Raw genomic sequence first — 26822 nt, 5'->3', positions numbered from 1 at the left:
TTGGGAATAAATTAATATTTTATTATGCGTACACTGGGTGTTTTGCGCAAATGCTCAGCACTTTTTGTTTAATGCTTTCAATGGTCGCTTCATCATTGAGGTTATCCAGAACATCACACATCCAACCAGCCAGCTCACGTGATTCAGCCTCATTGAAACCACGACGAGTGATTGCAGGAGTACCAACACGAATACCGGAGGTAACGAATGGACTTTTTGGATCATTAGGAACACTGTTTTTGTTAACAGTAATGTTCGCACGACCAAGTGCCGCATCCGCATCTTTACCTGTAATATCTTTATCAACCAAATCAACTAAAAACAGATGGTTTTCAGTGCCGCCAGATACTACTTTATAGCCGCGTTGTTGGAAAATTTCTACCATTGCCTTCGCATTTTTAGCAACTTGCTGCTGATAAACTTTAAATTCAGGCTCCATTGCTTCTTTTAATGCTACCGCTTTACCTGCAATCACATGCATTAAAGGGCCACCTTGAGAACCAGGGAAAACTGATGAATTCAATTTTTTATACAGCTCTTCATCTCCGCCTTTCGCGAGGATCAAACCACCACGTGGGCCAGCTAACGTTTTATGCGTTGTGGTTGTAACAACATGTGCATGAGGAACTGGGTTCGGATAAACTCCCGCAGCAATTAGACCTGCTACGTGAGCCATATCAACGAACAAGTAAGCATCGATGCTGTCTGCGATTTCACGCATTTTAGCCCAATCAACCACGCCTGAATAAGCGGAGAAACCACCGATAATCATTTTAGGTTTATGTTTCAGTGCTTGTGCTTTGATATCTTCGTAGTCGATTTTGCCGTTTTCATCGATGCCATAAGGAACGATGTTATACAGTTTACCGGAGAAGTTAACTGGTGAGCCATGAGTTAAGTGACCGCCGTGTGCTAAGTTCATTCCTAACACAGTATCGCCTGGTTGCAGCAATGTCATATATACGGCAGCATTCGCTTGCGAACCTGAATGTGGTTGCACGTTCGCATAGTCTGCGCCAAACAGCTCTTTAGCGCGATCAATTGCTAATTGTTCAACAACATCAACGTATTCACAACCACCGTAATAACGTTTACCTGGATAACCTTCAGCATATTTATTAGTCAACTGAGACCCTTGAGCTTGCATCACTCGTGGACTGGTATAGTTTTCAGAAGCAATTAATTCAATATGTTCTTCTTGACGGACGACTTCTTGTTCCATCGCTTCCCACAGTTGTGGATCATAATCTGCAATATTCATTTCACGCTTTAACATTCGCTTCTCCTGCCTCAGCCATTCAAGTATGTTGATAACCAAATTATCTCAATGCCACACAGTGTAAACTCTTTTCCTTCTAGGTGGTAGCCCCAAAGAAAAAATACACGCAAACGTTTGCATATATTTTATCATCTCCAAATAGCAATCTGCCACTGCAATATAAAATTCTTAATATTCACAGCCTTGAGATATTAAACGCTATATTTATTCATGACATCTTAGGATACATCTATTTACTGACCTTTTTAATAATAGACCTATTTACATTGTGTGTTAAAAGCTATAAGTTGCATATAAAATGAATGTTTAAAATATTCATCTTCTAATGAAATTATTTCAGGAGAGCTTGTATGTTAGATAGCCAAACTATAGCCATTGTTAAGTCCACTATCCCTGCCATTGCTGCCACAGGTCCAAAATTAACCGCTCACTTCTATGATAGGATGTTTAATCAACATCCTGAGCTAAAAGATATTTTCAACATGACGCATCAGAATAATGGTTCTCAACGTGAAGCATTATTTAATGCGGTTTGTGCTTATGCGGTACATATCGAAACACCTGAAGCCTTAACGTCAGCAGTTGAAAAAATCGCGCAAAAACATGCCAGTTTAAACATTAAACCGGAGCACTACCCAATTGTGGGTGAGAATTTACTCGCAACCATTGATGAGCTGCTTAGTCCTGGACAAGAAGCATTGGATGCATGGGGAAAAGCTTACGGGGTTTTAGCGGATATTTTCATTAATCGCGAAACAGAAATTTATCATCAAAACGCAGAAAAAACAGGAGGCTGGGATGGGTTACGTGAGTTTCGTATTGCGGCTAAACAGCGTCAAAGTGATGTGATCACTAGCTTTGAATTTGTTCCTGTTGATGGCAAGCCAGTTGCTGATTATCGTTCTGGTCAATACATCTCAATTTACATCACCGATGACAGCCTTATTAATCAAGAAATTCGCCAGTATTCACTCACTACCGCGCCAAATGGTCACAGCTACCGTATTGCAGTGAAACGTGAAGATAACGGTATCGTTTCTAACTATATTCATCAGAACTTGAATGAAGGCGATATCGTTCATTTAGCACCACCCTGTGGCGATTTCTTTATTGATATCAACAATCAGAAACCTGTCACTTTAATTTCTGCTGGAGTAGGCTTAACGCCAATGTTAAGCATGCTAGATAGTCTAACGCAGTCAGGCTATGACGCGCAGATTAATTGGTTACATGCGGCAGAAAATGGTGCTGTTCATGCATTTACTAATGAAGTTAACCAACATCTCACTCATCACCAAAATAGTCATTCCGCTGTTTGGTTTAACCAACCACAATCCGAAGATAAGTCAGGAATAGATTATCAATTCAGTGGATTGATGGATTTATCACAAGTTGAACTGTGGTTAGGAGAACCTGATATGCAATTCTATCTCTGCGGACCTGTGGGTTTCATGCAATATATTGCCAAACAGTTGATTGATATGGGTATATCGGCTGATAACATTCATTATGAATGCTTTGGTCCGCATAAAGTGTTACCGCTAAACTAAGTGAGTTTTCGCTATGATGGGGTAAAAAAACGTCACAAAATCACCAATCACTTCTAATTTTGTCACGCCATTAGCTGTTTCGCGGTAACGGTTTCGCATATTAAACACAATTCTAATCCCATTCCTGTGTTTATGCCGTTACCGCATTTTAGCTATTATTGATTAAATGGCTTCTTCATCTTGTTCGCCAGTTCGTATACGAATGACACGAGCGACATCATAAACAAAGATTTTACCATCACCAATTTTACCGGTTTGCGCTGTCTGCATGATAGTTTCAACACAGCTTTCAACAATGTCATCGGGCACTACAATTTCAATTTTTACTTTTGGTAAAAAATCCACCATGTATTCTGCGCCACGATATAACTCAGTATGACCTTTTTGACGACCAAAACCTTTAACTTCGGTGACAGTCATTCCTGTAATACCGACTTCAGCCAGCGCTTCGCGAACATCATCCAGTTTAAACGGCTTTATAATTGCATCAATTTTCTTCATAAATAATTCCTGTTATGACCAGTTTTTACGGCCAAAACCCGAGGTGATCGGATAACGACGATCTTTTCCAAAATTACGTACCGTAATACGTGGTCCTACTGGAGCTTGACGGCGTTTATATTCGTTAATATCGACAAGACGGACAACTCGACGTACTACCGCTTCATCAAAACCTTCGTCGATTAGTTGTGCGACAGAATAATCTTTTTCTACATAAGCTTCTAACAGCGCATCCAAAATATCATAAGGTGGCAAGCTGTCTTGATCGAGTTGACCCGGAGCTAATTCAGCTGAAGGTGGCCTATCAATGACGCGCTGAGGGATCGCAGGCGAAATGCTGTTACGATAGTTAGCTAATTCGAAGACCAATGTTTTTGGTACATCCTTTAAAACATCAAAGCCGCCAGCCATATCACCATATAACGTCGAATAACCAACTGCTGACTCACTTTTATTACTGGTAGTCAATACTAGGCGGCGACGTTTATTCGACATCGCCATCAAGATAACTGCACGGCAACGCGCCTGCAAGTTTTCTTCTGTAGTGTCAACTTGTGTTCCTTCAAACAAGGGTTGAAGCTGTGCCATAAAGGCATCAAACATCGGCTCAATCGATACAATATCGAATTCAACACCTAGTAGATCAGCCTGCTCTTTCGCATCATGAATACTCATTTCAGCGGTATAGCGGAATGGCATCATGACCGCTTGTACGCGTTCTTTACCAATCGCATCGGCGGCAATTGCTACCGTCAAGCCAGAGTCAATCCCACCAGACAAGCCGAGTATCGCACCATTAAAACCATTTTTATTAATGTAATCACGCGTCGCCATCACTAAGGCTTGGTAAACCTGTGCAATAGGTGAAAGTGCTGGCGCACGATTTTCCATTGGTACAATGGTTAGCTCATTAAATTGGCAGCTAACGATTTGCTCGTTAAAATCGACCAATTGATGCGTGATTGCGCCATTGCTGGCAAATACTTTAGAAGCACCATCAAAAATGAGTTCGTCCTGACCACCCACTTGATTCAGATAAATAATGGGTAATTTGGTGCGCTGGCAATGTGAGACCAGTAGGTCACTGCGAATATGCTCTTTATTTCGATCATAAGGAGAGGCATTAATCGTTAATAACAGTTCAGCCCCGGCATGCTTAACCGAATCAACCGGCCCATCAAACCAGATATCTTCACAGATTAATAAACCAATACGGTAACCTTTAAAATCAATAACACAAGTTTCATTACCCGCGGTAAAGTAGCGTGGTTCATCAAAAACACCATAATTCGGTAATTCTTGTTTGAAATAACGAACTAGCAACTCACCTTGGTAGAAAAAAGAGAGCGCATTATACATTTTCCCAGCTTCAGACCATGGATGACCGACAATAATCGCCGTCTCGGTACTTGCATTTTGTAAACGTTCTAATTGTGCTAAGTAACGTTGAGTAAAGTCTGGGCGGAAGAGTAAATCTTCAGGTGGATACCCTGTTAGCGATAACTCAGAGAACATCACAATGTCAGTCGTATTTTGTTGTTGTTCAACAACGTGTAACATACGATCACAGTTGCCCTCAATGTCACCAACTAACCAATTTAATTGAGCGAGTGAAATATTAAGCGTACGGCTCATAAGGTACTTTTTCTCCCGGAGCATTTGTATTGATGCTTTAATTCACTCTTTGTCAGATACATTTTAAGTAAATGACTAAGTTTTGAGTGAGATAGCGTTAAGTATTGCAAAAAGTGTAATGCAAACGTGCTTTACACCGTACTTAAAATAATCCGAATTGCATCTAGGCGATCCGCAACACTCTCCAGCTGGCTAAGTGTGGTCACAGTGATACAACTTGAAGTATAAAAAGTAAAACTATTCTTTAAAATCATTGGCTTCTAAATCATGACGAGCCAGTAATTTATAAAATTCAGTTCGGTTTCTACCTGCCATACGGGCAGCTTGTGTCACATTGCCTTTCGTCATCTGTAAAAGCTTACGCAGATAATTGAGCTCAAATTGGTTACGTGCCTCAACAAAGGTGGGTAAGGCGGTATTTTCACCTTGCAATGCTTGGCTAACCATTGTTTCACTGATAACTGGCGATGTAGTGAGTGCAACACATTGTTCAATAACGTTGACCAATTGGCGCACGTTACCCGGCCAACTCGCCGACATTAGACATTTCATGGCTTCAGTTGAAAAACTGCGCACGAACGGCTTATGCCTTATTGCTGACTCGCGCAACAGATGATTCGCCAAAATAGGGATATCTTCCGCTCTCTCATTAAGAGCTGGGATCCGTAAATTAACCACATTTAGTCGGTAATAGAGGTCTTCACGAAATTCATTTTTCTCCATTGCCTTAGGTAAATTACGATGCGTTGCGGAAATAATACGCACATCAATATCTAAATCACGATTACTTCCTAGGGGACGAACTTTACGTTCTTGTAGGACGCGCAGTAATTTAACCTGTAGTGAGAGTGGCATGTCGCCTATTTCATCGAGAAATAACGTTCCCCCACTGGCTGCAAAAAATAACCCTTCTCGGCTACTCACAGCACCTGTAAAAGCTCCTTTAGCATGACCAAATAACTCAGATTCAAGTAGTTGCTCAGGCAATGCACCACAGTTAATAGCAATAAAGGGTTTACGCGCCCGTGGGCTAGCTTTATGGATAGCTTGCGCAAAAACCTCTTTACCTGTACCACTTTGGCCATTGATTAAAACGCTAACATCAGACTGAGCAACCATGTGGGCTTGTTCTAGCAGACGAACCATTACTGGACTGCGTGTAACAATCCCTTCACTCCACTCCTCATCACTGATTGGAGTAGAAGATAGCGCTAAAGCTTCATCAATTGCTTTATACAGCGCGTCTTTATCAACAGGTTTAGTTAAAAAACTAAATACGCCACGTTGTGTCGCGGCTACCGCATCAGGAATAGAACCATGGGCAGTTAGGATGATAACAGGTAAATTAGGATGCTGTTTCTGAACTTCATCAAATAGCGCCATGCCATCCATTTCATCCATTCGTAAATCACTAATCACCAAATCTATTTTTTCTTTTTGAAGTAATTTTAGAGCTTCAGGGCCGCTTTCAGCCGTCGTGACTTTAAATCCTTCGCTACTTAAACGCATACCAAGTAATTTTAGTAGCCCAGGATCATCATCTACTAATAGTAGATTAGCTGATTTACGGGTTGTCATTACGTCCACTCTCCGGTTGATTATTGGTTGATGAAGTATTATTTTCAGCTACCGGTTTTACTTCGTTAAGCGCTTCTTTTGATTGTTTTTCATCCGCCGCTTCAACCTCTTTTTCCGAATCATTAGTGCTTTGTTTTCGAGATGAAAGTTGCCTTTCAATATCGGTTAAGTTTTCTAACTTACGTGTTGTTGCCGTTAGTTCAAACATGAGCTTGGCATTTTCTTCTTTCATGCGATCAAGTTTATTATCGGTGTCTTGCTGTAACCGTTTAAAACGAGCATTAGCTTCAGCAAGGTTGATAATTTGCACTTGTTGCTCACGCCAAAGCTGTAGTAGCGGGCGAATAGCCGTCGGGAAATTAAGGCTAAAAGTATTCATGCTGTCGATCATTTTACGTCGCTCAGCAATCGTTGGCTCCGATGCCCCCATCAGAATACTTTGCTGGAACGCGCTCGACCAATTATCAACTTGCATTTGTGACGCTTCTTCTCGCGCTTTTACAGATTCAATCCGATCCGCGCAATCCATCATTCGTAGCCAAAAAAGAGCATTCTCCCGTGCACTTGGTTGTTCATTATCCCAAATACCATCACAAGCAGCATAGCGAAAATCTGTTACTTTCACTTCCGGTACAACCACTTGCGCCAGAGTCTCTAATGGGGACTGACCATTTTTTGTGGCACAGCCAGTTAGGATAAATGAAAACAATAATGCGCCTATGTGCACCGCTTTTTGCTTTTGGATGAATGTTATGGTTTTTTTTGTTAACCATATATATTGGTCTGGCAACACCGCAAGGCGTAACGCTGCCAAAACATCTATAGACCTATTTGCCATTATTATTCATTCTCTGCAGTTAAAGGCAGTTCAATTCTAAAGCAGACATCTGCTAATTTACTGGGCACGAGCGAAAGCTCCCCACCCATTTGCTTAATACAATCTTGCGCAATACTCAGCCCCAATCCACTTCCTTTGACAGCCCCTTTTCTCACTAATGTTCCTTGGTAAAAAGGCTCGAAAATCATACTTTGTTCTAATTCTGGGATTGGTGTGCCGGTATTTGCGACTTCAATAACAAGCTTATTATCTAATCTGCGACTTGAAATCCAAATATTACCTGATTCACTACCATAGTGCACCGCATTGGAGTAGATATTATCAATAACCCGCCCAAGCAATGTTGGCTCAGCAAGGCAATTATCGATTCGTAAACGGATTTCTGTTTTAATATTTTTCGCTCTCGCCGGCAAATTATGAGCCATAACAATATCTTCAATTAATTTTTGTAAATCGACATGTTGAGCTTCTGGCGGGCTATCCGCTAATTTTCGATTATAATCGAGAAGTTGTTCAATAAGTTGCTGAAGATGCTTACTACTGTGATCTAATATTTCAACCACTTCTTTTTGAGAGATTGTTAACGGACCTGCGACTTCATCAGCAAGCAATTCAGTCCCTTCACGCATACTCGCCAGCGGCGTTTTTAATTCGTGAGAAATATGGCGTAAAAATTCATGCCTCTGAGACTCTAACCAAGCTAGTCGTTCACTAAGCCATATAATGCGTTGAGCCAGAGAACGTAATTCTCGAGGGCCTTTAAAGCGAGTCAAATTACTGGTTAGTGTTCTTCCCGTTCCTAATCGATTGATCATCCTTTCGATTCCCTTCACTGGACCGATAATCATGCGGGTAAATAGCGCAACCAATAACACACTCAGTAGAAATAAAATTAAACTTTGCCAACCAAACAGTTGCCCTTTATTGGCAATCGCTTTTTGTAGCTGTTCTCCACGACTAAAAATCACCTCACGAGTTTCTTGAATCAATATATTATTATATTCAGAAAACTGGCTTAAGGCGTCTGCTACCTCTTTTGGCGGTTCACTATTCTCACAAATAACTGTCTTTAATTCATCGAGTGCGCGAGTTAATGCAGAAGTATCAGAATCGTTAGGTAAGATGGTTTTTTGCCGCTCAAACATTTGTTGATAATCAGAAAACTGTTTTAAATACAGAGTATGTAATGAATCATCTTTTAACACACAGTATTGGCGGTAACTTCTTTCCATTTCAATCGCAAGCCCACCCATAGCTTCACTACGCCGAGTATCAATAAGCGTTGTTTTGTTAATTTGAGCAGCTTGGTTACTTAGTTGCTCCAAGCTTTGATAAGCCTGATAAGCCAATACCAGTAGTGGTAGCAATACTAACCAAAATGCCATGACAACCAATTGGCGCAGGGAGCGCGGGAACAGACGCCATTTACTCAATGCATTCATCTCACACCTTTTAAAAGTGGCTCTATGGTAGCAGAACTCATCGCATTGCGTGAACACGATTAAATTTGTTCTATTATGATTTTAGAAAAATGAGGACTCAGATATTTTACAGCAATGAATGTGCCAATCTGCTTTGATAAAAAACAAAGGAAAAATAAAGAGTTAATTTTTGATACTTTAACATTATGCTTTTTTGGGGAGGGATTTGGAAATTTTAGAATTTTTGAGAATTTACAAGGAGATAAAAACAGGAAGGCGGAATAAAGTTTTTTACTTTATCCCGCCAGCGATAGATTAATCACTACTTTTACTCTTTTTTCACTGCTAATTTATTACCTTAAATAATTCGAGTTGTATCTAGGCGGCAAATGAAGCTATCCCTGGGAGCATAGATGAGTATGTGACTTGGGTAGCTGAGTGTAGCCAACAACGATATGGGGTGAAGTATGACGGATAACACGATACATTTTATCGTAGGTGTGGGTGATGTGAGAATTACTAGGAGATAAAAATAGGAAGGCGGAATAAAGTTTTTTACTTTATCCCGCCAGCGATAGATTAATTACTACTTTTACTTTTTTTTCACTGCTAATTTATTACCTTAAATAATTCGAGTTGTATCTAGGCGGCAAATGACGCTATCCCTAGGAGCATACATGAGTATGTGACTTGGGTAGCTGAGTGCAGCCAACAACGATACAGCTTGAAGTATGACAGGTAATAGGTGGTGCCTCACTCAACGTGTCGCCCTGTGCTCGATAAGGCCCGAAGGCGAGTATCTATGAAATTGGACGGTAGGCACCTTACTTTGGCATCATTCTTGGTTTATGTGGTATGTTCCCACCTTATTGTGGACCGACATAATAAGTTGAATGAGCAGCTGAGTATTATTATGCACAGAGCATGCCAACTTTTCAAATTAATTTTATCTTATTGAAATATAGAAATATTTATATTTATCTGATTTTTATCCTACTTTTAATGATTTTAAAATCCACTCTTGTAGTCACCAATTGTCTCTATTTACAGACATCAATCACCCATAAATATTTTACCTTTATTTTTCATGCAGTTAAATGTCGCCAATTAGCGACACCACTATGACCTATTTGTCGCTAATATTAGACAGTAATCAAAAATCGAGATTTAGCCGATAGATATTACGTGGAAAATATAAATTTTAATTAATGATTTAAATATCAAATGTAATGTATGAAATCACGTAATGAAACTATAACTATACGAAAAAACGAACAAAAAAATAATAGGCGATTGATTTTAAATGATTAATACTCATCATGGATATCTATTGAATTGACTTGCATAATTAAACCTCAAATTAATACATGATTATTTATTATCTATAAATTGTATTTTCAATAAAATATTCAATGGAAGGTAATATGAACATAAAAACGATTCAATTTGAAAAAAGCAACGATATGCATACTGCTCAGTATATGATTCAGCAAGCTCTTGGTTTTGTCTATCAGGCAGCGCTGCGTGCAGCAGCAGAGCTAAAAATTGCGGATCACCTCGAAAAAGAAGCCAAGACAGTTGAACAACTTGCAACAGAAACAAAAACCGAAGCAAAGATACTAAAACGGATCCTACGTGTACTCGCATCACGTAAAATTTTTAAATGCCTTGATGATTCACGTTTCACATTAACCCCAGAGGCTTCTTTCTTACTTTCCGATCACCCTTATTCATTACGCCAAGCTATTTTGTGGCTAACAGATAAAACATTTTGGTTACCAAGTGCTGAATTTGCTCAATCTGCTCATGGAAAACACATGTTCGAAGAGATCTTTGGTACAACATACTTTGAGTATTGGGAAAAAAATGATCAACCTGATGGTTTCGATGAAGGACAAGCGTCGTTATCAAAAATTGAGAACGAATTTATCATACAACATTATGATTTCCCTAAAAATGCCATTATTGCTGATATTGCCGGTGGTTTAGGTAACCTTCTGCTAACGGTGTTGCAAAGAAATCCAACACTCAATGGTATTTTATTTGACCAAGAACATGTGTTAGCGAAAAACATTCTGCACGAATTAAATGATGACTCACGCTGGACAATTCAAGCTGGCTCTTTCTTTGAAGCATGCCCTGAAGCAGATATTTATCTTCTTAAGTACATCACCCATGATTGGGAGGACAGTAAACTAATTAAAATATTCAAAACGATCCGCCGTGCAATGAAGCCAACATCAAAACTATTGATATTGGATTGCATCATTCCTCTAGATAATGAGCCGCACTTTGGAAAAGAGCTCGACCTTATATGTATGAGTGCTTTTCATGATGGAGGTGAACATACTGAAGCAGAATTTAAAGAGCTGTTCCTACGTGCAGGCCTGAAAATTAATCAGGTCATATCAACGAATAGCCATATTTCTATCATTGAAACTGTCCCAGCATAATTGTAACAGCCATAGACAAAACATGACATAGTGTGTTCATACCCGAATAAATTCGAGTTGCTTGTAGGCGACTCGAATTTTTTCGCGTATAAGCATTTAACACTAACTCAATTATTGTCATATCCTAGGCGATAAAAATGATAAAAATTGCCCTTATTGATGATCACGTTGTTGTGCGTTCTGGGTTTGCGCAATTATTAACCCTTGAGCCAGATATTTGCATTGTTGGCCAATATGCCAACGCAAAAGAAGCCTGGCCTCACCTTATTAGCATTGATATCGATGTCGCTATCATGGACATTTCAATGCCAGATGAAAATGGCTTACAACTTCTCACACGATTACGTCAAAAAAAACCCGAATTCCGCACTATTATTTTAAGTATTTATGACACCACCGCTTTTGTACAGAGTGCTCTAGATGCAGGTGCTAGTGGTTACCTAACCAAACGCTGTGGTCCTGAAGAATTAGTTCAAGCAGTACGTTCAGTCAATAAAGGCGGCTGCTATTTATGTTCTGATGCTATGCGAGTTTTACGCCAAGCCCCCCAACGGCGACGAGCATTAGAAGAACTCACACCAAGAGAGCATGAAATATTTAAACTATTGATTGCAGGACTCAGTGTAAAAGTTATCGCTGAACAATTAAACTTAAGCCATAAGACCGTTCATGTACATAGAGCCAATATTCTTGGGAAATTACAGTGCGAAAATACAATTGACCTTGTTCACTATGCGTTAGAACATAATTTAATCGCAAGGTAATGCTAATGAGCAAAGGAACGCGTCTTCTACTACAATCTATCTTCCTTTTGTTCACCTATTCGTTAACTTGGATTGGGCTGTGGATTATTAGCTTTTATCTTAGCCATAGTGGCTTTCAAGCTACGCTTTTTCTTCCTCAAGGGCTTCGTATTGCCTTGATGATCATTTTATGGCGACGCTATTGGCCAACGCTTCTTTTAAGCGAGCTAATCCTCAATGTTTGGTTGGCCCAAGAGCAATTATTATCACAACCTATTTTATTACTCTCGCCGCTCCTAAGTCTTGGTATCGCCTATATTATCCAAAATATTTGGTGGCGATATACCTTGTACTGGCAACGATTATTACTGCTATTAGCGGCTGTCGCAGCTAATAGCTTACTGCACGTTGCTGTTTTTGGTTGGTTATCCCAATTCACAGTCAGCCAATTATTTCTGACTTCATTTACTGGTGGAATACTGTTAACCCCTTTTGTCTATCTTATGTATGAGTATTTACATGAACAGCATTATCAAATGTTGCTTGATTACGGTGCACCCGACAAGCAATTACGCACATCGTTATTAGTCTGGTGCTTTCTTTTTTGTTTGGTAGGGCTTAGTGCCCAAGTTTTCTTTACACCAGAAATAGAACGATTAATTGTCTTATTAGTTTTTATTCCAAATGTATTTATGGCTTACCGCTATGGTTGGCAAGGTGGTGTCTTATCCGCACTTTTAGGTAGCTTAATTATTACTTTTGCCCGCCAATTTCATGGTGCTTTTGTCGACTTACAAGAATTAGAAATGTTTTTAAGTACCCAAGCACTCATTGGTATTGGATTGGGTATTGCAATTAGCCGCCAGCAGCAACTCGCACAAAATTTACAACGTTACCGACAACGTTTAGAAGAAGAATTAAAAGCAAGAAGGGAACTCATGCGTCAACTTGTACACACCGAAGAAGATATTAAAAAAGCGATTGCTCGTGAGCTACATGATGAAATCGGCCAAAATATTACAGCAATACAAATTCAGTCGATGTTAGTCAAGAAAACGGCTCCTGATTCATCGAACCACCAAGCGGCCGAGCAAATTAATATACTCGCTCAACAAATTCATCAATCGACTCGTCAAATGCTTCGTCAACTGCGCCCACCGGTCTTAAATGAAATGTCACTAGAAAAAGCCCTCACCCACCTCATTGAGGAATTTGCTTTCACCGAAAATGGTATTCAATGTAAGTTCCATTATGGATTAAACAATACACCAGAGAATGAAACCGTTCTGTTTACTCTCTACCGGCTTGTACAAGAATTACTGAACAATATCAGTAAACATGCACGCGCTACGCAGATCCAAATCTCACTCGAACAATACGACGACCAAATACGGCTTTGCGTGAATGATAATGGTATTGGTGTTCCATTCAATAAACGCACAAGTGGCCTTGGGTTACGAGGAATCGAAGAACGAATCAGCGCATTAGGTGGTGACTGGACGCTCACAACACAAAATGGCACTCAAATTATTGTTAACCTGCCCACACTTTAAGAGTTTATACGCAAAAACTAAGACTTATTCTTAGCCTTCTAATACCTTCTCTCATCTCTTTTGTTAAAAATTTGATTACATTTTGCCGAACGGGAGACATCAACATGATTGGCAAAGGCAAACTCATCTTGGACAGCACCTACCATTTTTGGCGCCGAAGATTGATGCTATCAATGATTATTGGTTATGCCACTTTTTATCTGACCCGAAAAAGTTTTAATTTTGTCATGCCCGTTATGCAGGTGGAGCTGTTTCTAGATAAAAGTGATATAGGTTGGATTGCGACTGCCTTCTATTTAACCTATGGCATATCAAAATTTTTATCTGGCATCTTTCACGATATTACTGGCTATCGTTGGTTTATGGGCATTGGTCTTGTCATGACAGGGGTACTCAACATTGTTTTCGCCTATTGTCTATCGTTCCACGCACTATTAGTTATTTGGACATTAAATGGTTTCTTTCAGGGTTGGGGATGGCCGCCTTGTGCACGGATTTTAACGCATTGGTATTCACGAAATGAACGCGGTTTTTGGTGGGGATTATGGAATATCTCCATTAACTTAGGAGGTATCACTTTACCTCTGTTAACTGCATGGCTAGCCACCAGCTATAGCTGGCAAATAGCACTCATTGTACCCGGAGTGATTGGAATCATCGTTGGATTATGGCTATGTAATCGATTAAAAAGTACGCCACAACAAGAAGGGCTACCAACGATAGGACAGTGGCGACACGATGTGTTAGAGCTACGCCAAGAACGATTGTCACCTCCGCAGCCAATGTTAACTATTTTGAAAGAAACTATTTTATTTAATCGAATGATTTGGTTACTGGGATTTTCCTACATTCTCATTTATCTGATCCGAATTGCCATAAATGATTGGGGGAATCTTTGGTTATCTGAAACACATGGTGCCAATTTACTTAGTGCTAATGCCACACTATCGCTGTTCGAATTAGGTGGTTTACTCGGTGCATTGTGTTCAGGCTGGGGATCGGATCTGCTATTTCGCGGTCAACGAGCTCCAATGATTTTGTTATTTTCGCTAGGGTTATTTGTCTCGGTGAGTGCGTTATGGTTAATTCCCATTCATCACTATGCCTTATTAGCGGCCTGTTTCTTTAGTATTGGCTTTTTTGTTTTTGGACCACAAATGTTAATCGGTCTAGCTGCAACAGAATATTGTCATAAAAACGCAGCTGGAACGGTAACAGGCTATCTCGGTTTGTACGCTTATTTAGGGGCTGCAATTGCCGGATGGCCACTCTCTCAGGTCATAGCGCATTATGGTTGGTCAGGCATGTTTGCTTTACTGGCGAGCGCTGCGGCTCTGATGGGATTACTGCTAATGCCACTGTTAATTTCTAATGTAAGCAAACGAGAGCATTTAGCAGGCACTGTTTCACTATCCGATGATAAAACCTCATAAAAAGGACTGACAATGAAACTGAAAACCCTCTCTACCCTTGTAGTCGCTGGCTTATCTCTTGCTGCTATTTCAACTAGCGCTTCAGCCGCAGGCCGCCTAGTTGTTTATTGCAGCGCAACCAATGCCATGTGTGAAACTGAAACTCAAGCTTTTGCTAAAAAGTATGATGTTAAAACAACATTTGTACGTAATGGTTCAGGCAGTACTCTTGCGAAAATTGAAGCTGAAAAACGTAACCCACAAGCAGATGTTTGGTATGGTGGTACATTAGATCCCCATTCACAAGCCGGTGAAATGGATCTGCTACAACCCTACAAATCGCCTAACCTAGAACAAATCATGCCGCAATTTCAAGACCCAGCTAAACGTAAAGGAAACTACTCTTCCGCTGTTTATATTGGCATCTTAGGCTTTGGTGTGAACAAAGATCGCTTGAAAGAAAAAGGCTTGCCTATTCCAACCTGTTGGAAAGACCTGATCAAGCCGGAATACAAGGGTGAAATTCAAATCGCTGATCCACAAAGTTCAGGTACTGCTTATACCGCTCTGGCAACTTTCGACCAACTATGGGGTACAGATCAGGCGTTCGATTATTTGAAAAAGCTTAATAGCAATATTTCCCAATACACTAAGTCTGGCATCGCCCCAGCGCGTAACGCCGCTCGTGGTGAATCCGCAATTGGTATCGGTTTTCTTCATGATTACTCATTAGAAGTTGAGAATGGGGCACCTCTAGAACTTATTGCTCCTTGTGAAGGAACGGGTTATGAAATTGGTGGCATCAGTATTTTGAAGAATGCTCGTAACCTCGATAACGCGAAACTGTTTGTAGATTTCGTCCTGTCAAAAGAAGCACAGGAACTAAGTTGGAAAGAAGGTAATTCCTACCAAATCTTAACCAATACCACCGCAGAATCATCCCCAATTTCCTTGAAGCTAAATGATCTCAATTTGATTAACTACAACATGGATAAGTATGGTGATGCTGAAGTCCGTAAAAACCTAATCAACAAATGGTTAACAGAAGTTAAAATGAGCAAGTAATGACTCTAAAGGTGCGGTATTTATCGCTGCACCTATTTCTTACAAAAATATAATAACGATATCAACACTCGGGGGATACCATGTCTCATACCCTTACCTTGTCTGAAAAACGGGGAAGAGACACCATTTTCTTTTGGTTACTATTAGCATGGCTTGGGTTTGCCCTATTGCCATCATGGAGCTTAGATTATGGTGTGTTCGACTCAACACAAGATGAAATTATTGCCGCTTATGGCTGGAATAGTGTCAATATCAGCTGGCTGTGGTATTTATTACCGTCCATATTATTTTTTCGCCCAATTTATGCTGCTGATCGGCACCATAAAATACGCCACTACGTTGACATCGCTATTGCCGCAATTACGGCTATTGCAGTTGTCATATCCGCGACTTTTGAAGGTAAAGGCTTAGGCTATTCTGCGATTGTATTATTTATTGCCCTTGGCATGATAATGACACTTGCCCTGTCGAGACTTGAATGGTTAGGTGGTGACAAGTTTGTTATTGGATCATTAATAACGGTTGTTGCTGTCATCGCACTGTTTATTGTATTCCCAAGTATTGCGATTTTTATTCCGATGTTTACGGACAATAGTGGTGAATTTGCACCATTTGCTTTCGTTGCAATTTTGACCCAATCTCATATTGTTCAAGTCATTATTAACTCAGTATTCCTCGCACTTGCTGTAGGTGCTGGTTGTACCTTTTTCGGTTTGATCCTCGCTATCTATACCTCACGTATTGCTAAGCGTTCTGCTATCCTCGGTCGTGTATTTTCCATTTTACCCATTGTTACCCCACCCTTTATTGTTGGCTTAGGGGTGACTCTCATGATGGGCCGTTCTGGCTATATTACTGAGTTTTTAGCCACTTATGTCGGTTTAGAAAATACTAACTGGTTGTATGGATTTACCGGTATTTGGCTTGCCCAAGTACTCGCCTTCACCCCGATGTCATTTATGATTTTAGATGGCGCGATGAAAACTATTCATCCATCATTGGAAGAGGCTTCTTATACCTTACGCGCTAATCGCTATCAGACTTTCTTTAACGTCTTTATGCCGTTGCTAAAACCGGCTCTCGCCAACGCATTCTTAATTGTGATCGTTCAGTCACTAGCCGACTTTAGTAATCCATTAGTGTTAGGTGGTAACTTTGATGTCATGGCGACACAGATTTATTTCTATATCACCGGCTCACAACTTGATTACCAAGCTGCAAGTACACTTGGTGCCTCATTATTAGTCTTCTCGTTGTTGGTATTTTGTGTGCAATACATGTGGATTGGTAAGCGCTCGTACGTCACAGTTTCCGGTAAGTCCTATCGTGGCGACGTGCAACCTCTGCCACCATCATTGGTTGTTTTTGTAACCACGTTTTTAACTATCTGGGTTGTGTTCAACGTACTACTATATGGCAGCATATTCTACGGAAGCTTCACGGTTAACTGGGGTGTCGATTACACCTTAACATTTGATAATTTTATCAAATTATTTGGGCAAGGAATGAGCGATGGTGCTTGGCCTTCATTACTTGATACTCTACTTTATGCAGGTATAGCTGCGCCAATTACAGCTGCATTAGGATTATTGATTGCCTACATCGTGGTGCGTCAAGAGTTCCGCGGTAAGAAAACTATCGAGTTTACAACTATGTTGTGCTTTGCTGTTCCGGGCACAGTAGCTGGGGTGTCTTACATTTTGGCCTTTAACGACTCACCATTCTATCTTACCGGCACCGCGGCAATTGTTATTATCTCGATGACCATGCGTAACGTTCCAGTTGGGATCCGTGCAGGTATAGCTGGCCTTGGGCAAATTGATAAATCACTGGATGAAGCTTCATTAAGTTTACGAGCTGGGTCAATGCGAACTATTTTCCATATTTTATTACCATTATTGCGCCCAGCGATACTTTCTGCGTTGATATACAGCTTTGTTCGCGCTATCACCACCGTCAGTGCCATTGTGTTCTTAGTGACACCGGAAACACGTGTTGCGACTGCCTATATCTTAAACCGAGTGGAAGATGGCGAATATGGTGTGGCTATCGCCTATGGCTCGATTCTGATCGTGGTGATGTTAGCGATTATATTCTTATTTGACTATTTGATTGGCGAAGCCCGTGTTTCACGTTCCAAAGCCAAAAATGCACAGTAATCATGGAGTAACTGACATGACACAACACAGTTTTGTTGAATTAAAAAATGTGACTAAACGCTTTGGCGACAATACGGTTATCGATGATTTAAGCCTGTCGATTCCACAAGGCAGTATGGTCACACTCTTAGGCCCCTCAGGCTGCGGTAAAACGACTGTTTTACGCTTAGTGGCAGGTTTGGAAAAACCAACCGAAGGAAGAATGTTTATTGATGGTGAGGATGTGACAGATCGCTCAATTCAACAACGTGATATTTGTATGGTCTTTCAATCCTATGCCTTGTTCCCGCACATGTCTTTAGGCGATAACGTTGGCTATGGTTTAAAGATGTTAGGCTTATCTAAATCTGAAACCAAACGACGTGTAGAAGAAGCATTGGAATTAGTTGATTTAGCAGGTTTTGGTGACCGCTTTGTTGATCAAATTTCTGGAGGACAACAACAGCGAGTTGCTCTCGCACGTGCACTGATCCTAAAACCTAAAGTTCTATTGTTTGATGAACCACTAAGTAACTTAGACGCCAACCTACGTCGTAGCATGCGTGAGAAAATTCGTGAATTGCAGCAGCAGTTTAATATCACTTCTTTATATGTCACTCACGACCAAAGTGAAGCCTTTGCTGTCTCAGATATGGTGCTCGTGATGAATAAAGGTAAGATTATGCAACTTGGCTCACCACAGTCACTTTATCGTCAACCTGCCTCTAAATTTATGGCGAGCTTTATGGGGGATGCGAATATTTTTCCAGCAACCTTAAGTGCTGAATATATTGATATTTTTAATTATCGTCTTCCCCGTCCCCCACACTTTATCTCTGATAACACAAAGATAACTGTCGGTGTTCGACCAGAAGCCATTACACTTAGCCTGCAAGGTGAAGACAGCCAACGTTGTACTATTTCTTATGTCGCCTATATGGGGCCGCAATATGAGGTAACAGTTGATTGGCATGGACAGTCAATGCTACTGCAAATTAACGCCACACAATTACAACCTACTGTGGGTGATAACCTCTATCTACAAATTCATCCATATGGCATGTTTATTCTTGAGTAGTAAACTAAATAATCGTCAGTATTTTATATAATGCTTACTGAAGATTATTGATAGAAATGAAATCAATTTATTTGTTTTCGGTTGAGAACACAAAATGGGAAAATATGTCAGCTTTCCCATTTTGCTCACAATTTAAAGCAACCAAAATATATTTGTTAGAAAAGTTAATAATCTAGTAAAATCATTAAATAGTACTACTGCCAAAAAAAGATGAAAGTGTCAATTTATTTACAACCACCTCTATGAATTAATTAATTCAGCCAAGTTATTAAATACCACCAATTTATCGAGTAATTTACTTTCTATATCTTTACTCTTTTTATCGATATAACACATAACAACAAATTTATCTTTTCTTACGTTCATCAGCAAATCTTCATCATTAATAAATATATCCATGATTTTATTTGACTGCATTTGTATCTTACGCTTATCTTTAATCGGGATCTCAATGAAAGCCATTAAAACATCATTTTCTTCCGCAGTAATATAAATTTCAGCTCCATCACGCAACTCGATACAAACTGGTTTATCACCATCAAGTCGTGATAACATCACCGCATCAAGCCCTAATTCATCGATTAATGTTTTAGAAATAATTGCTCTAAATTTTTTCATTTTCACTTCCTTTATTTGATTTTATCATTACAAAATTTTAAATAATGACTGGAATTGTTCATAAATATCTTTACCTGAGTGTGTTAGCAAAATAAATAATACAATTAACTTTGCTGTTAAAGGTAACCCTGGATCTTGCACACTAAAAACCGTTTGCAATAACCCCACTATAATTCCAGTAAGAACAAATGAGATTGCGAAAATAAAAACGCCTTCTCGCAATATATTTAAACACAATGCGGTCACATCAAGAGCCGTCATTTTTATCCTCTATTCTGCTTAAAACATCATTTTCATTTATATTAAAGTAATAACGTTGCCCTTTATAATAGACTTGATAATCACGTGATGTTTTAGTGTTAATATAATTTGGATGTAGCATCAACTTTTCTTGACTAGCTCGTTGAACAAAAAAATTTGTTATACCATATTCGTTTTTCTGGATTTTTTTATTATTTATATAATATCTAACGTCTATTTCATTAAGAAAAAAAGTAAATCTCATTGAAGTATTCATTTGTTGCAACATATCACTAGGCGATAATTTCTCATCACCACTATCGATTGATGTAATTTTATTATTTTTTGTCTTTGAAGCTAATTGGTTAATATCATCATGTGTGCGTTTGTTGTCACTATTAAAGTACAAATCAAATATCGGTGATATTATAAAGCTTTTCAGTGTTTTTGGCTTTTTCTTATTTTTTTCATACTTATTAGCTGATGATATTTTCCTCACTGCCTTAACAGTCTTACTATCACCTTTACAACTTTTTAATACATCTTTGAAATCACTTTCTGATGAACTACTTGTTTCAGGCTCTTTTATGCTAATAAAATCAATCTTCATCTTGGTCCCTTTTAGATAATTTGTTTTTTCAACTCCTCTAATATATCTTTACGTTTTTCTAAACGTAATTTTTCAGCTTCTGTTTTTTTAATCTCGACATTCAAATTTTCCAATTCATTTTGTACCAATGATGCATCAAAAAATAGTGACTCAATATGTGATTTTAAATTATCTTTTCGTTTGAAAAATAATTTAATTGCTTCTTGCTCCTTACCTATCACTAGAAATTTCAATTTTTCTTGTTGATGTTCTATTTCTAATGAAAATTCATTTATATTATTTATTAATAACTCTTTTTGTTTATTAAGCTTAATGAGCTTACGTTGCTGCTTACCTATACCAATATCAATAATACTAATAATTTGAGAGAATTCTTTCCATATTTTCGAGGGTTTCTTCATATTCTACCCCATCAAAACCTTGTTTTAAAAACTCCATAATTTGTGGATATAATTCAATCGCCGTGTCAGTCAATAAGTCATTTCCTTTTTCGTATTCGCCAACACGAATTAACAATTCAACATCAAAATAACGATACACCATATCTTTGATACGCTCGGACATTTGAACATAGCGCTTATCTTGAATTTTATTCTGCAATCGACTTTTACTTTTCAATACATCAATCGCAGGATATCTTCCCGTTGACGCTATCATTGTAGAATAAACTAAATGACCATCAATAAGCGATTTCACTTCGTGAGCAATAGGGTCACTATCAATATCCGATTCAATCAATACAGTAAAAATTCCAGTCACTGAACCACGAACCGTATTACCACAACTTTCGACTAACCGAGACAATGCTAATGAAACACCAATCGGAATACCTCCTTGGATCGGTGTTCCATCTAACATAGCTTGAGCGCGACCAAATCGCGTAAGTGAATCGAAATACAGAACCACTTTTTTCCCTTGCTCCATAAAATAGCGAGCGATAGAGACAGAAACTAACCCAGAACGCACCTTTTCCAATGGATTAGCTTCAGATGTCGATACTATAGTAATGGCTTTTTGGATAACTTCAGGCCCAATTTCACCTTCTAAGAATTCAACTACCTCTCGAGCACGTTCACCTATCATGGCAAAAATAACTACATCTGCATCCATCGCATTTGCCATAATTGACACTGTAGTTGTTTTCCCCGCACCAGCCGGAGCAAATAAGCCAATACGCTGCCCTTCCCCAATAGTAAAAAGCCCATCAATAATCTTTAGCTTTGTTGGAAATACATCCTCAATCGGAGCTCGCTCTTTTAAAGGAATGGGTTCAATGCAAATTGGAAGATCTTTATATTCTACGCTATCAATAATATAAGGGTCGCCATAGAGGCTTTCACCGTAACAGTTAATGACTTTACCAATTAATACTTCTTCATTCATCGGAAAACAAAAGCGACGTGGTGAAATCTCTATTTTAGCATTGCGTTGAATAGTACCTGGCTGTAATAATTTTATTTCGACGCGGTGACCTTCAATTTTCATAATTTCACCACGAATGCGCTCATCACCCACCGCATGGATCATGCACTCTTGACCAACAAAGGTATCTATATCAACATAGCAAACCACTAAATCTTGATACGATTCCTTTACCTTATAAAAGCGCTGTAACATTAGTCGATCACCTCAAAAGAAACTGCAATATAACGTTTATACTTACGTTTAGTTTCTGTGGTACTTTTGAATATCTCCCCCACAAACGGAATACTGGATAATACGGGTATACCTGATTCAGAAGACTGCGTTTCTGTATTATCGAACCCACCTAATACAAGAGTTTGGTGTGGTTTAATATAAGCTTCTGAAGATAAAGATTGCGAACTTACTTTAGGTGGTTGGACAACATCACTGTTACCATCTCCATCATCAAAGTGCTCTTCAATATATTCAAGTTTGGCATGAACTCCACCATTAGGCAGTATTTTCCCTGTCACATATAAGCTGTTATCTGCCTCAATTTTTAAGCTTTCAATTTCTTTACTTGAAACTAAATTCACAGTCACTGTATCTTTCTTACCAAAGTGGCCTTGGTGGTTTTCTAATATTAATAAGTTAGTTGAATAAATACTCCGCGCCGTACCATTACGGTACATAGCTTGAAAACTTTTGATAAAATCTTTCGTGGCAGAAAAAGGCTTTGATAAAATATCATATAGACCAATAGAATTATTTAATAAAGAACCATCAGCACCAAAACCTTCCGTTCTTTCAACCGCAACATCATACACTTTCAAAGAAAACATAAGCTGCTTCCCTTGTACATCAATCATGGTTGCAATACGTTTTGCTAAAGTAATTTCACTCGGAGTACCACGAACTAATAATGCATTTGTCCCTGGAAGCATTTGCACTTTAGAAGTTTGTTCTTCTTCCTCTAATTTTTGTTTAGAGCTATCACTGAGTTTAACTTTATATGCTTTTTCTAATACTTGACCATCAGCGATATTTTCAAATTGCCCCATATTAGATAGCGCACCTGAAATTAATGAACCAGCTCCAGGAAAATTGACACTACCATCAAAGGTGTTTACTTGTCTGTCAAGAACGGATAAATAATCGAACTCAATGCGTACAATTTCTAGATCATTACCATTTTGCAAAAATTCATTACTATCAACCATGTTTGAATAAGAAATAGCATCATTAATAAAACTGCGTGGTCCTGAATAAATTAATGAGTTACCGCGCTCAATTAATTGCATCTTGATAGTACCACTGGTTAATATCGCATCCTGTAATTCTGTCAGTAACATACCAGGTGTAATATTTTTAGGCCTAAATGTATAATTAATAAAAGGCTGGCCCGATTGAACACTCATATTTCCGCCATATATATGCCATTCAAAATCATATATTTCTGATAGTTCGTCGAGAATATCAATTGCATCACCACTAATAACTTGTTTTATCTGCTGACGCCCTAATTTTTCATCAAGATTATTCACTAATTTAAGTTGCTCATCTTTTGCAAGCGAGACAAGTGCTTCTTGCAGTGTCATATCATCTTTTTTCAACACAATTTGTGCATTGGCGATAAGACTCCACATGCATAAAAATATTGAAGCAGAAAATAATATAATTAATTTTGTTTTACTCATCTAAGAGTTCCTTCATTGTTTCTGTATGTTGCTTCAGCATGACTATGGTATTACTCGTTATTGTATATTGCATGATGATATCGCTGAGCTCTTCATCAGTTATTGTATTATCGTCATCAACATTTACATTCTCATTAAGAAGTTCATCATCATTTGATAACTGATTTGTTAATTCTGAATAAATTTCCTGAAAATCTAATGTATCCTCAGATACAGCTGATGCAACATTTAAAGAACCTTCTAAAATTTTATTCATGTTAACCCCTCTGTCATTTTTTGGAATAAATACTCTTGGTCACTAAAAAACCACATATTTAATAAAATTATTAATATTATTGCTTTCAAATCTGATGCAACAAATGAGGATAGTGATACTTTTTTAAAAAACAAATCGACCATTGCCACACAAATTGCAATTGATATAATTGCCACAATATATTTACTGGATACTAATGCTGCTAGCTTCATATACTCAGCGATAATAAAATATAACTGTTTAAAATAACTTTGATCAATACCTTCTATATTCAGAAGAGTCTCTCCATTAAATAGCTTAATTAAAGGAATGAATAAAGTTCCATCATCCAAAGCATACATAACAAATAATAAACCACTTATTCTAGCTAGCGCCTCTGATTCATCGGTAAAGCGTTTATCCTGTACTGATTGCTCATTAAGTAATAAAAGTTGCTGTAGGATACTACCAACCATACTTCCCAACCAATAAGGAACTGATGCAAATAAAGCAAAACCAACAACACTCACTACCCATGCAATTTCTGAATTAGGCTGGTTACCTTGAAATTTAAATAAAATAGAAAAGAATATAGAAATTGCTGTTATCGATGTATTATCTAAAAACAATCGTGTTGGATTATATATTTTTAAAAACAAAAAGAATCCAGAAAATACTATCCAATTTGGAAATAAAAGGTTTTCCATTATTAATCCAACGCATTAAACAAGATTGTCCAACCATCAGAAAAATAGAAAACAGCCAATTTAATGGGAGTTGAGATTACGGTTGGTGATAACATACTCATGCCAACACCACTCAATATAACAGCGATCAAGAAGTCAATACTCACAAAGATCATATAAAGTTTTATACCTAGCTCGAAACCTTTATATAAATCTAAAACAATAGCGCCGAGAAATGGTTTGAATATATTCGAACCTTCATTGAAGGACATTGGTAAAGTAAACAAACTTTCTAATTCAACAGATTTTTTATCTGCATATTTAAAAACCTCAGGAAAATACTGATCGAGGTTAGAAATTAAATTATATAAAGTGATATCATTGGAACCATTAGATGCACCATTATCTAACCCTATTCCACCAACAGGATCCATCAAAGGTAATGAGCTATCACTCATTTCACTAAAATAAGGTTTAATTCGCTCTAATCCTGGCTCTATAATGACCCAAATACTACTTAATGCTAATAGTGCAGCTAGTAAGTTAACAACAATTGAAGGTGGGATCTGTTGAGTTCCCATTGCATTTTTTAAGATATTTAAAACAATACTGTATTTGATAAATCCAGAAAAACAGATAAAAAAAACAGCGGATAATATTACAAGACAAAGTACTATTACCAAGTTTACACCAGAATAAGCATTCTCTGGACTCAATAAACCGACCATATAATTTTTCTATTAATGATTAAACACCTTTAAAATTGTAAAAGCATAGCAAATAATCAATCACATTATCCGGTATAACAGACATAGACGAATATGATTGATCACTTGCAGCTTAACATATAAAGAAGGTGTCTAAATATAAAGTATAATTAGATATTACGTGCAGCTGCTGTAATATTATCTTTTACTGCTTTTAATGTTGACGTACCAGTTTGTGCCGCAATGCTTTGGTCAGCCATTAAGCGTTGTAACTGTAATGAATCCGCTGAAGAAAGATTTAATGCACCCGTTTCTTCATCCGTTTTTTCTGCAAGAAACTTATTAATAGATTCATCCGCTTTACTAATAAAACCTTCAAAAGCACTACCAACATCATTCGTGGTTAAACGGTCATTAGCTGCTGGTGGCTCAACTGGTGGTTCTGCTTTTACTGAATTACTCAAATTATATATCCTCATAAAAATTTTAATTGTTAGGATTGTTAGGCCTTATTAGTAATGTATGTGATTAATCATACCTCACTGAACAAAGCTATTAATTGCTATTTATTGTTGCTCATAACATGAAAGCAATTATTCATGGTTTAAAACTCATATCCAGTGAAAAAAATAGATTCAAATTTACTCCAGTTTTTTCATTTCATAATTACTTACTTATCAATGCAGTAGCAGCCATTGATAAAGTTTGCCACATATTGTGATGACATAAATTCATCCCAAAATATAACGGTATAAATCTATTTAAGATATCACAGATAATCAATATTATTATCTGTGATGTACTATTAGATATTACGAGCCGCTGCAGTAATGTTATCTTTTACTGCTTTTAAAGTTGAGGTACCCGTTTGTGCTGCAATACTTTGATCTGCCATTAAGCGTTGAAGCTGCAATGAATCAGCAGAGGAAAGATTTAATGCACCTGTTTCTTTATCCGTTTTCTCAGCAAGAAATTTATTAATCGACTCATCTGCTTTACCAATAAAACCTTCGAAAGCACTACCAACATCATTAGTGGTTAAACGATTCGTACCAGGAGCATCAACGCTACCTGAATTAACTGCATCTACCATATTATACTCCAAATTATTTAATTAAATTTAATGTGTGTATTTCATCATCTTAATAAGAGAGTGAAACTATTAATTTTTACATTTCAAAAAATATAAAAGAGGTTTTATCTATCTGATACTTGCTTGTATCGTTCCTCATAATGTGAAAGCAATTATTCAAGATTTTTTTATTCATGACCAGTGAAAAAAAGGGATTCAGAATTACTCATATCTTATCATTATTGAAATTTGTTTTTTATATTAAAATTCAATGTATTATGGAATTCTTTCATCAGAGTTTACTTTTAT

The 26822-nt window shown here is 38.1% G+C and carries 25 protein-coding genes; 8 read left to right on the top strand and 17 right to left on the bottom strand.

What is annotated here, in order from left to right; translation table 11 throughout:
• Window positions 1–22: 22 nt before the first annotated feature.
• Window positions 23–1276, bottom strand: a complete 1254-nt coding sequence (gene glyA, locus OOA_RS02585) for a serine hydroxymethyltransferase (RefSeq protein WP_008910567.1) — start codon at window positions 1274–1276, stop codon at window positions 23–25.
• 353 nt (window positions 1277–1629) lie between these two features.
• On the opposite strand from glyA, the gene hmpA reads away from it, so the two are divergent.
• Entirely contained in the window at window positions 1630–2829 is a 1200-nt protein-coding gene (gene hmpA, locus OOA_RS02580; protein ID WP_008910566.1) for an NO-inducible flavohemoprotein, read from the top strand.
• Between the two features lie 162 nt (window positions 2830–2991).
• On the opposite strand, the gene glnB is transcribed toward hmpA, so the two are convergent.
• The 5 genes from glnB to OOA_RS02555 all read right to left on the bottom strand — a co-directional run bounded on the left by glnB (window position 2992) and on the right by OOA_RS02555 (window position 8823).
• Window positions 2992–3330, bottom strand: coding sequence for a nitrogen regulatory protein P-II (gene glnB, locus OOA_RS02575; protein WP_004921424.1), 339 nt, complete (start codon window positions 3328–3330; stop codon window positions 2992–2994).
• 12 nt (window positions 3331–3342) lie between these two features.
• On the bottom strand, window positions 3343–4965 hold the full coding sequence (locus tag OOA_RS02570; RefSeq protein ID WP_008910565.1) for an NAD+ synthase: 1623 nt from the start codon (window positions 4963–4965) through the stop codon (window positions 3343–3345).
• Window positions 4966–5202: 237 nt separating this feature from the next.
• The gene (gene glrR / locus OOA_RS02565; RefSeq protein WP_008910564.1) at window positions 5203–6543 is read right to left on the bottom strand and encodes a two-component system response regulator GlrR; all 1341 of its coding nucleotides are present in this window, start codon (window positions 6541–6543) and stop codon (window positions 5203–5205) included.
• Window positions 6530–7381 (bottom strand): two-component system QseEF-associated lipoprotein QseG, encoded by an 852-nt coding sequence (qseG, locus tag OOA_RS02560; RefSeq protein ID WP_008910563.1) that lies wholly within the window; start codon window positions 7379–7381, stop codon window positions 6530–6532. Before qseG ends, glrR begins: the two co-directional genes overlap by 14 nt.
• Window positions 7382–7383: 2 nt before the next feature.
• Window positions 7384–8823 carry a sensor histidine kinase gene (locus OOA_RS02555; RefSeq protein WP_008910562.1) on the bottom strand — a complete coding sequence of 480 codons (1440 nt, stop codon included), beginning with the start codon at window positions 8821–8823 and terminating at the stop codon, window positions 7384–7386.
• 1403 nt (window positions 8824–10226) lie between these two features.
• Here OOA_RS02555 and OOA_RS02550 point away from each other — a divergent pair.
• The 7 genes from OOA_RS02550 to fbpC all read left to right on the top strand — a co-directional run bounded on the left by OOA_RS02550 (window position 10227) and on the right by fbpC (window position 19244).
• Window positions 10227–11255, top strand: a complete 1029-nt coding sequence (locus tag OOA_RS02550) for a methyltransferase (protein WP_008910561.1) — start codon at window positions 10227–10229, stop codon at window positions 11253–11255.
• Window positions 11256–11392: 137 nt separating this feature from the next.
• A complete protein-coding gene (locus tag OOA_RS02545; RefSeq protein ID WP_008910560.1) occupies window positions 11393–12019 on the top strand; it encodes a response regulator transcription factor in 627 nt (208 codons plus the stop codon).
• A gap of 5 nt (window positions 12020–12024) precedes the next feature.
• The gene (locus tag OOA_RS02540; RefSeq protein ID WP_008910559.1) at window positions 12025–13551 is read left to right on the top strand and encodes an MASE1 domain-containing sensor histidine kinase; all 1527 of its coding nucleotides are present in this window, start codon (window positions 12025–12027) and stop codon (window positions 13549–13551) included.
• A gap of 74 nt (window positions 13552–13625) precedes the next feature.
• Window positions 13626–14984 (top strand): MFS transporter family glucose-6-phosphate receptor UhpC, encoded by a 1359-nt coding sequence (gene uhpC / locus OOA_RS02535; protein ID WP_282557796.1) that lies wholly within the window; start codon window positions 13626–13628, stop codon window positions 14982–14984.
• Window positions 14985–14996: 12 nt separating this feature from the next.
• A complete protein-coding gene (locus tag OOA_RS02530; RefSeq protein ID WP_008910557.1) occupies window positions 14997–16028 on the top strand; it encodes an ABC transporter substrate-binding protein in 1032 nt (343 codons plus the stop codon).
• An 80-nt stretch (window positions 16029–16108) separates the two neighbouring features.
• Window positions 16109–18187 carry an ABC transporter permease gene (locus tag OOA_RS02525; protein ID WP_008910556.1) on the top strand — a complete coding sequence of 693 codons (2079 nt, stop codon included), beginning with the start codon at window positions 16109–16111 and terminating at the stop codon, window positions 18185–18187.
• A 16-nt stretch (window positions 18188–18203) separates the two neighbouring features.
• Window positions 18204–19244, top strand: coding sequence for a ferric ABC transporter ATP-binding protein (gene fbpC / locus OOA_RS02520; RefSeq protein ID WP_008910555.1), 1041 nt, complete (start codon window positions 18204–18206; stop codon window positions 19242–19244).
• Window positions 19245–19484: 240 nt separating this feature from the next.
• Here the strand turns inward: fbpC and OOA_RS02515 are convergent, their stop codons facing one another.
• The 11 genes from OOA_RS02515 to OOA_RS02465 all read right to left on the bottom strand — a co-directional run bounded on the left by OOA_RS02515 (window position 19485) and on the right by OOA_RS02465 (window position 26534).
• The gene (locus OOA_RS02515) at window positions 19485–19862 is read right to left on the bottom strand and encodes a hypothetical protein (protein WP_008910554.1); all 378 of its coding nucleotides are present in this window, start codon (window positions 19860–19862) and stop codon (window positions 19485–19487) included.
• Window positions 19863–19889: 27 nt separating this feature from the next.
• Window positions 19890–20123 (bottom strand): flagellar biosynthetic protein FliQ, encoded by a 234-nt coding sequence (locus tag OOA_RS21190; protein WP_008910553.1) that lies wholly within the window; start codon window positions 20121–20123, stop codon window positions 19890–19892.
• The gene (locus OOA_RS02505; protein ID WP_008910552.1) at window positions 20110–20712 is read right to left on the bottom strand and encodes a hypothetical protein; all 603 of its coding nucleotides are present in this window, start codon (window positions 20710–20712) and stop codon (window positions 20110–20112) included. Before OOA_RS02505 ends, OOA_RS21190 begins: the two co-directional genes overlap by 14 nt.
• An 11-nt stretch (window positions 20713–20723) precedes the next feature.
• Window positions 20724–21113, bottom strand: a complete 390-nt coding sequence (locus tag OOA_RS02500; protein WP_008910551.1) for a hypothetical protein — start codon at window positions 21111–21113, stop codon at window positions 20724–20726.
• Window positions 21067–22329, bottom strand: a complete 1263-nt coding sequence (gene vscN2 / locus OOA_RS02495; protein ID WP_008910550.1) for a type III secretion system ATPase VscN2 — start codon at window positions 22327–22329, stop codon at window positions 21067–21069. The genes OOA_RS02500 and vscN2 overlap by 47 nt, the downstream gene beginning before the upstream one ends.
• The gene (locus OOA_RS02490; protein ID WP_008910549.1) at window positions 22329–23813 is read right to left on the bottom strand and encodes a secretin N-terminal domain-containing protein; all 1485 of its coding nucleotides are present in this window, start codon (window positions 23811–23813) and stop codon (window positions 22329–22331) included. The genes vscN2 and OOA_RS02490 overlap by 1 nt, the downstream gene beginning before the upstream one ends.
• The gene (locus OOA_RS02485) at window positions 23806–24069 is read right to left on the bottom strand and encodes a hypothetical protein (RefSeq protein WP_008910548.1); all 264 of its coding nucleotides are present in this window, start codon (window positions 24067–24069) and stop codon (window positions 23806–23808) included. Before OOA_RS02485 ends, OOA_RS02490 begins: the two co-directional genes overlap by 8 nt.
• Window positions 24066–24755: a hypothetical protein gene (locus tag OOA_RS02480; protein ID WP_008910547.1), complete on the bottom strand. Its 690-nt coding sequence runs from the start codon at window positions 24753–24755 to the stop codon at window positions 24066–24068. The genes OOA_RS02485 and OOA_RS02480 overlap by 4 nt, the downstream gene beginning before the upstream one ends.
• A 2-nt stretch (window positions 24756–24757) precedes the next feature.
• Window positions 24758–25462 carry an EscR/YscR/HrcR family type III secretion system export apparatus protein gene (locus OOA_RS02475; RefSeq protein ID WP_008910546.1) on the bottom strand — a complete coding sequence of 235 codons (705 nt, stop codon included), beginning with the start codon at window positions 25460–25462 and terminating at the stop codon, window positions 24758–24760.
• 149 nt (window positions 25463–25611) lie between these two features.
• Entirely contained in the window at window positions 25612–25905 is a 294-nt protein-coding gene (locus OOA_RS02470) for a hypothetical protein (protein WP_008910545.1), read from the bottom strand.
• A gap of 341 nt (window positions 25906–26246) precedes the next feature.
• Window positions 26247–26534: a hypothetical protein gene (locus tag OOA_RS02465; protein WP_008910544.1), complete on the bottom strand. Its 288-nt coding sequence runs from the start codon at window positions 26532–26534 to the stop codon at window positions 26247–26249.
• Window positions 26535–26822 lie beyond the last annotated feature (288 nt).

This window comes from Providencia burhodogranariea DSM 19968, assembly GCF_000314855.2.
Taxonomy (GTDB): domain Bacteria; phylum Pseudomonadota; class Gammaproteobacteria; order Enterobacterales; family Enterobacteriaceae; genus Providencia; species Providencia burhodogranariea.
This window is presented reverse-complemented; position numbering and strand designations above follow the sequence as displayed.

Bases quoted from the DNA above. Each gene is read 5' to 3' on its own strand.
- OOA_RS02505 (WP_008910552.1), bottom strand. From the start codon at position 20,712: ATGAAGATTGATTTTATTAGCATAAAAGAGCCTGAAACAAGTAGTTCA.
- OOA_RS02485 (WP_008910548.1), bottom strand. From the start codon at position 24,069: ATGAATAAAATTTTAGAAGGTTCTTTAAATGTTGCATCAGCTGTATCT.
- OOA_RS02500 (WP_008910551.1), bottom strand. From the start codon at position 21,113: ATGAAGAAACCCTCGAAAATATGGAAAGAATTCTCTCAAATTATTAGT.
- qseG (WP_008910563.1), bottom strand. From the start codon at position 7,381: ATGGCAAATAGGTCTATAGATGTTTTGGCAGCGTTACGCCTTGCGGTG.
- OOA_RS02465 (WP_008910544.1), bottom strand. From the start codon at position 26,534: ATGGTAGATGCAGTTAATTCAGGTAGCGTTGATGCTCCTGGTACGAAT.
- OOA_RS02545 (WP_008910560.1), top strand. From the start codon at position 11,393: ATGATAAAAATTGCCCTTATTGATGATCACGTTGTTGTGCGTTCTGGG.
- OOA_RS02530 (WP_008910557.1), top strand. From the start codon at position 14,997: ATGAAACTGAAAACCCTCTCTACCCTTGTAGTCGCTGGCTTATCTCTT.
- glyA (WP_008910567.1), bottom strand. From the start codon at position 1,276: ATGTTAAAGCGTGAAATGAATATTGCAGATTATGATCCACAACTGTGG.
- OOA_RS02480 (WP_008910547.1), bottom strand. From the start codon at position 24,755: ATGGAAAACCTTTTATTTCCAAATTGGATAGTATTTTCTGGATTCTTT.
- OOA_RS02570 (WP_008910565.1), bottom strand. From the start codon at position 4,965: ATGAGCCGTACGCTTAATATTTCACTCGCTCAATTAAATTGGTTAGTT.
- OOA_RS02515 (WP_008910554.1), bottom strand. From the start codon at position 19,862: ATGAAAAAATTTAGAGCAATTATTTCTAAAACATTAATCGATGAATTA.
- hmpA (WP_008910566.1), top strand. From the start codon at position 1,630: ATGTTAGATAGCCAAACTATAGCCATTGTTAAGTCCACTATCCCTGCC.
- vscN2 (WP_008910550.1), bottom strand. From the start codon at position 22,329: ATGTTACAGCGCTTTTATAAGGTAAAGGAATCGTATCAAGATTTAGTG.
- OOA_RS02525 (WP_008910556.1), top strand. From the start codon at position 16,109: ATGTCTCATACCCTTACCTTGTCTGAAAAACGGGGAAGAGACACCATT.
- OOA_RS21190 (WP_008910553.1), bottom strand. From the start codon at position 20,123: ATGACGGCTCTTGATGTGACCGCATTGTGTTTAAATATATTGCGAGAA.
- glnB (WP_004921424.1), bottom strand. From the start codon at position 3,330: ATGAAGAAAATTGATGCAATTATAAAGCCGTTTAAACTGGATGATGTT.
- OOA_RS02490 (WP_008910549.1), bottom strand. From the start codon at position 23,813: ATGAGTAAAACAAAATTAATTATATTATTTTCTGCTTCAATATTTTTA.
- OOA_RS02555 (WP_008910562.1), bottom strand. From the start codon at position 8,823: ATGAATGCATTGAGTAAATGGCGTCTGTTCCCGCGCTCCCTGCGCCAA.
- OOA_RS02550 (WP_008910561.1), top strand. From the start codon at position 10,227: ATGAACATAAAAACGATTCAATTTGAAAAAAGCAACGATATGCATACT.
- fbpC (WP_008910555.1), top strand. From the start codon at position 18,204: ATGACACAACACAGTTTTGTTGAATTAAAAAATGTGACTAAACGCTTT.
- OOA_RS02540 (WP_008910559.1), top strand. From the start codon at position 12,025: ATGAGCAAAGGAACGCGTCTTCTACTACAATCTATCTTCCTTTTGTTC.
- glrR (WP_008910564.1), bottom strand. From the start codon at position 6,543: ATGACAACCCGTAAATCAGCTAATCTACTATTAGTAGATGATGATCCT.
- OOA_RS02475 (WP_008910546.1), bottom strand. From the start codon at position 25,462: ATGGTCGGTTTATTGAGTCCAGAGAATGCTTATTCTGGTGTAAACTTG.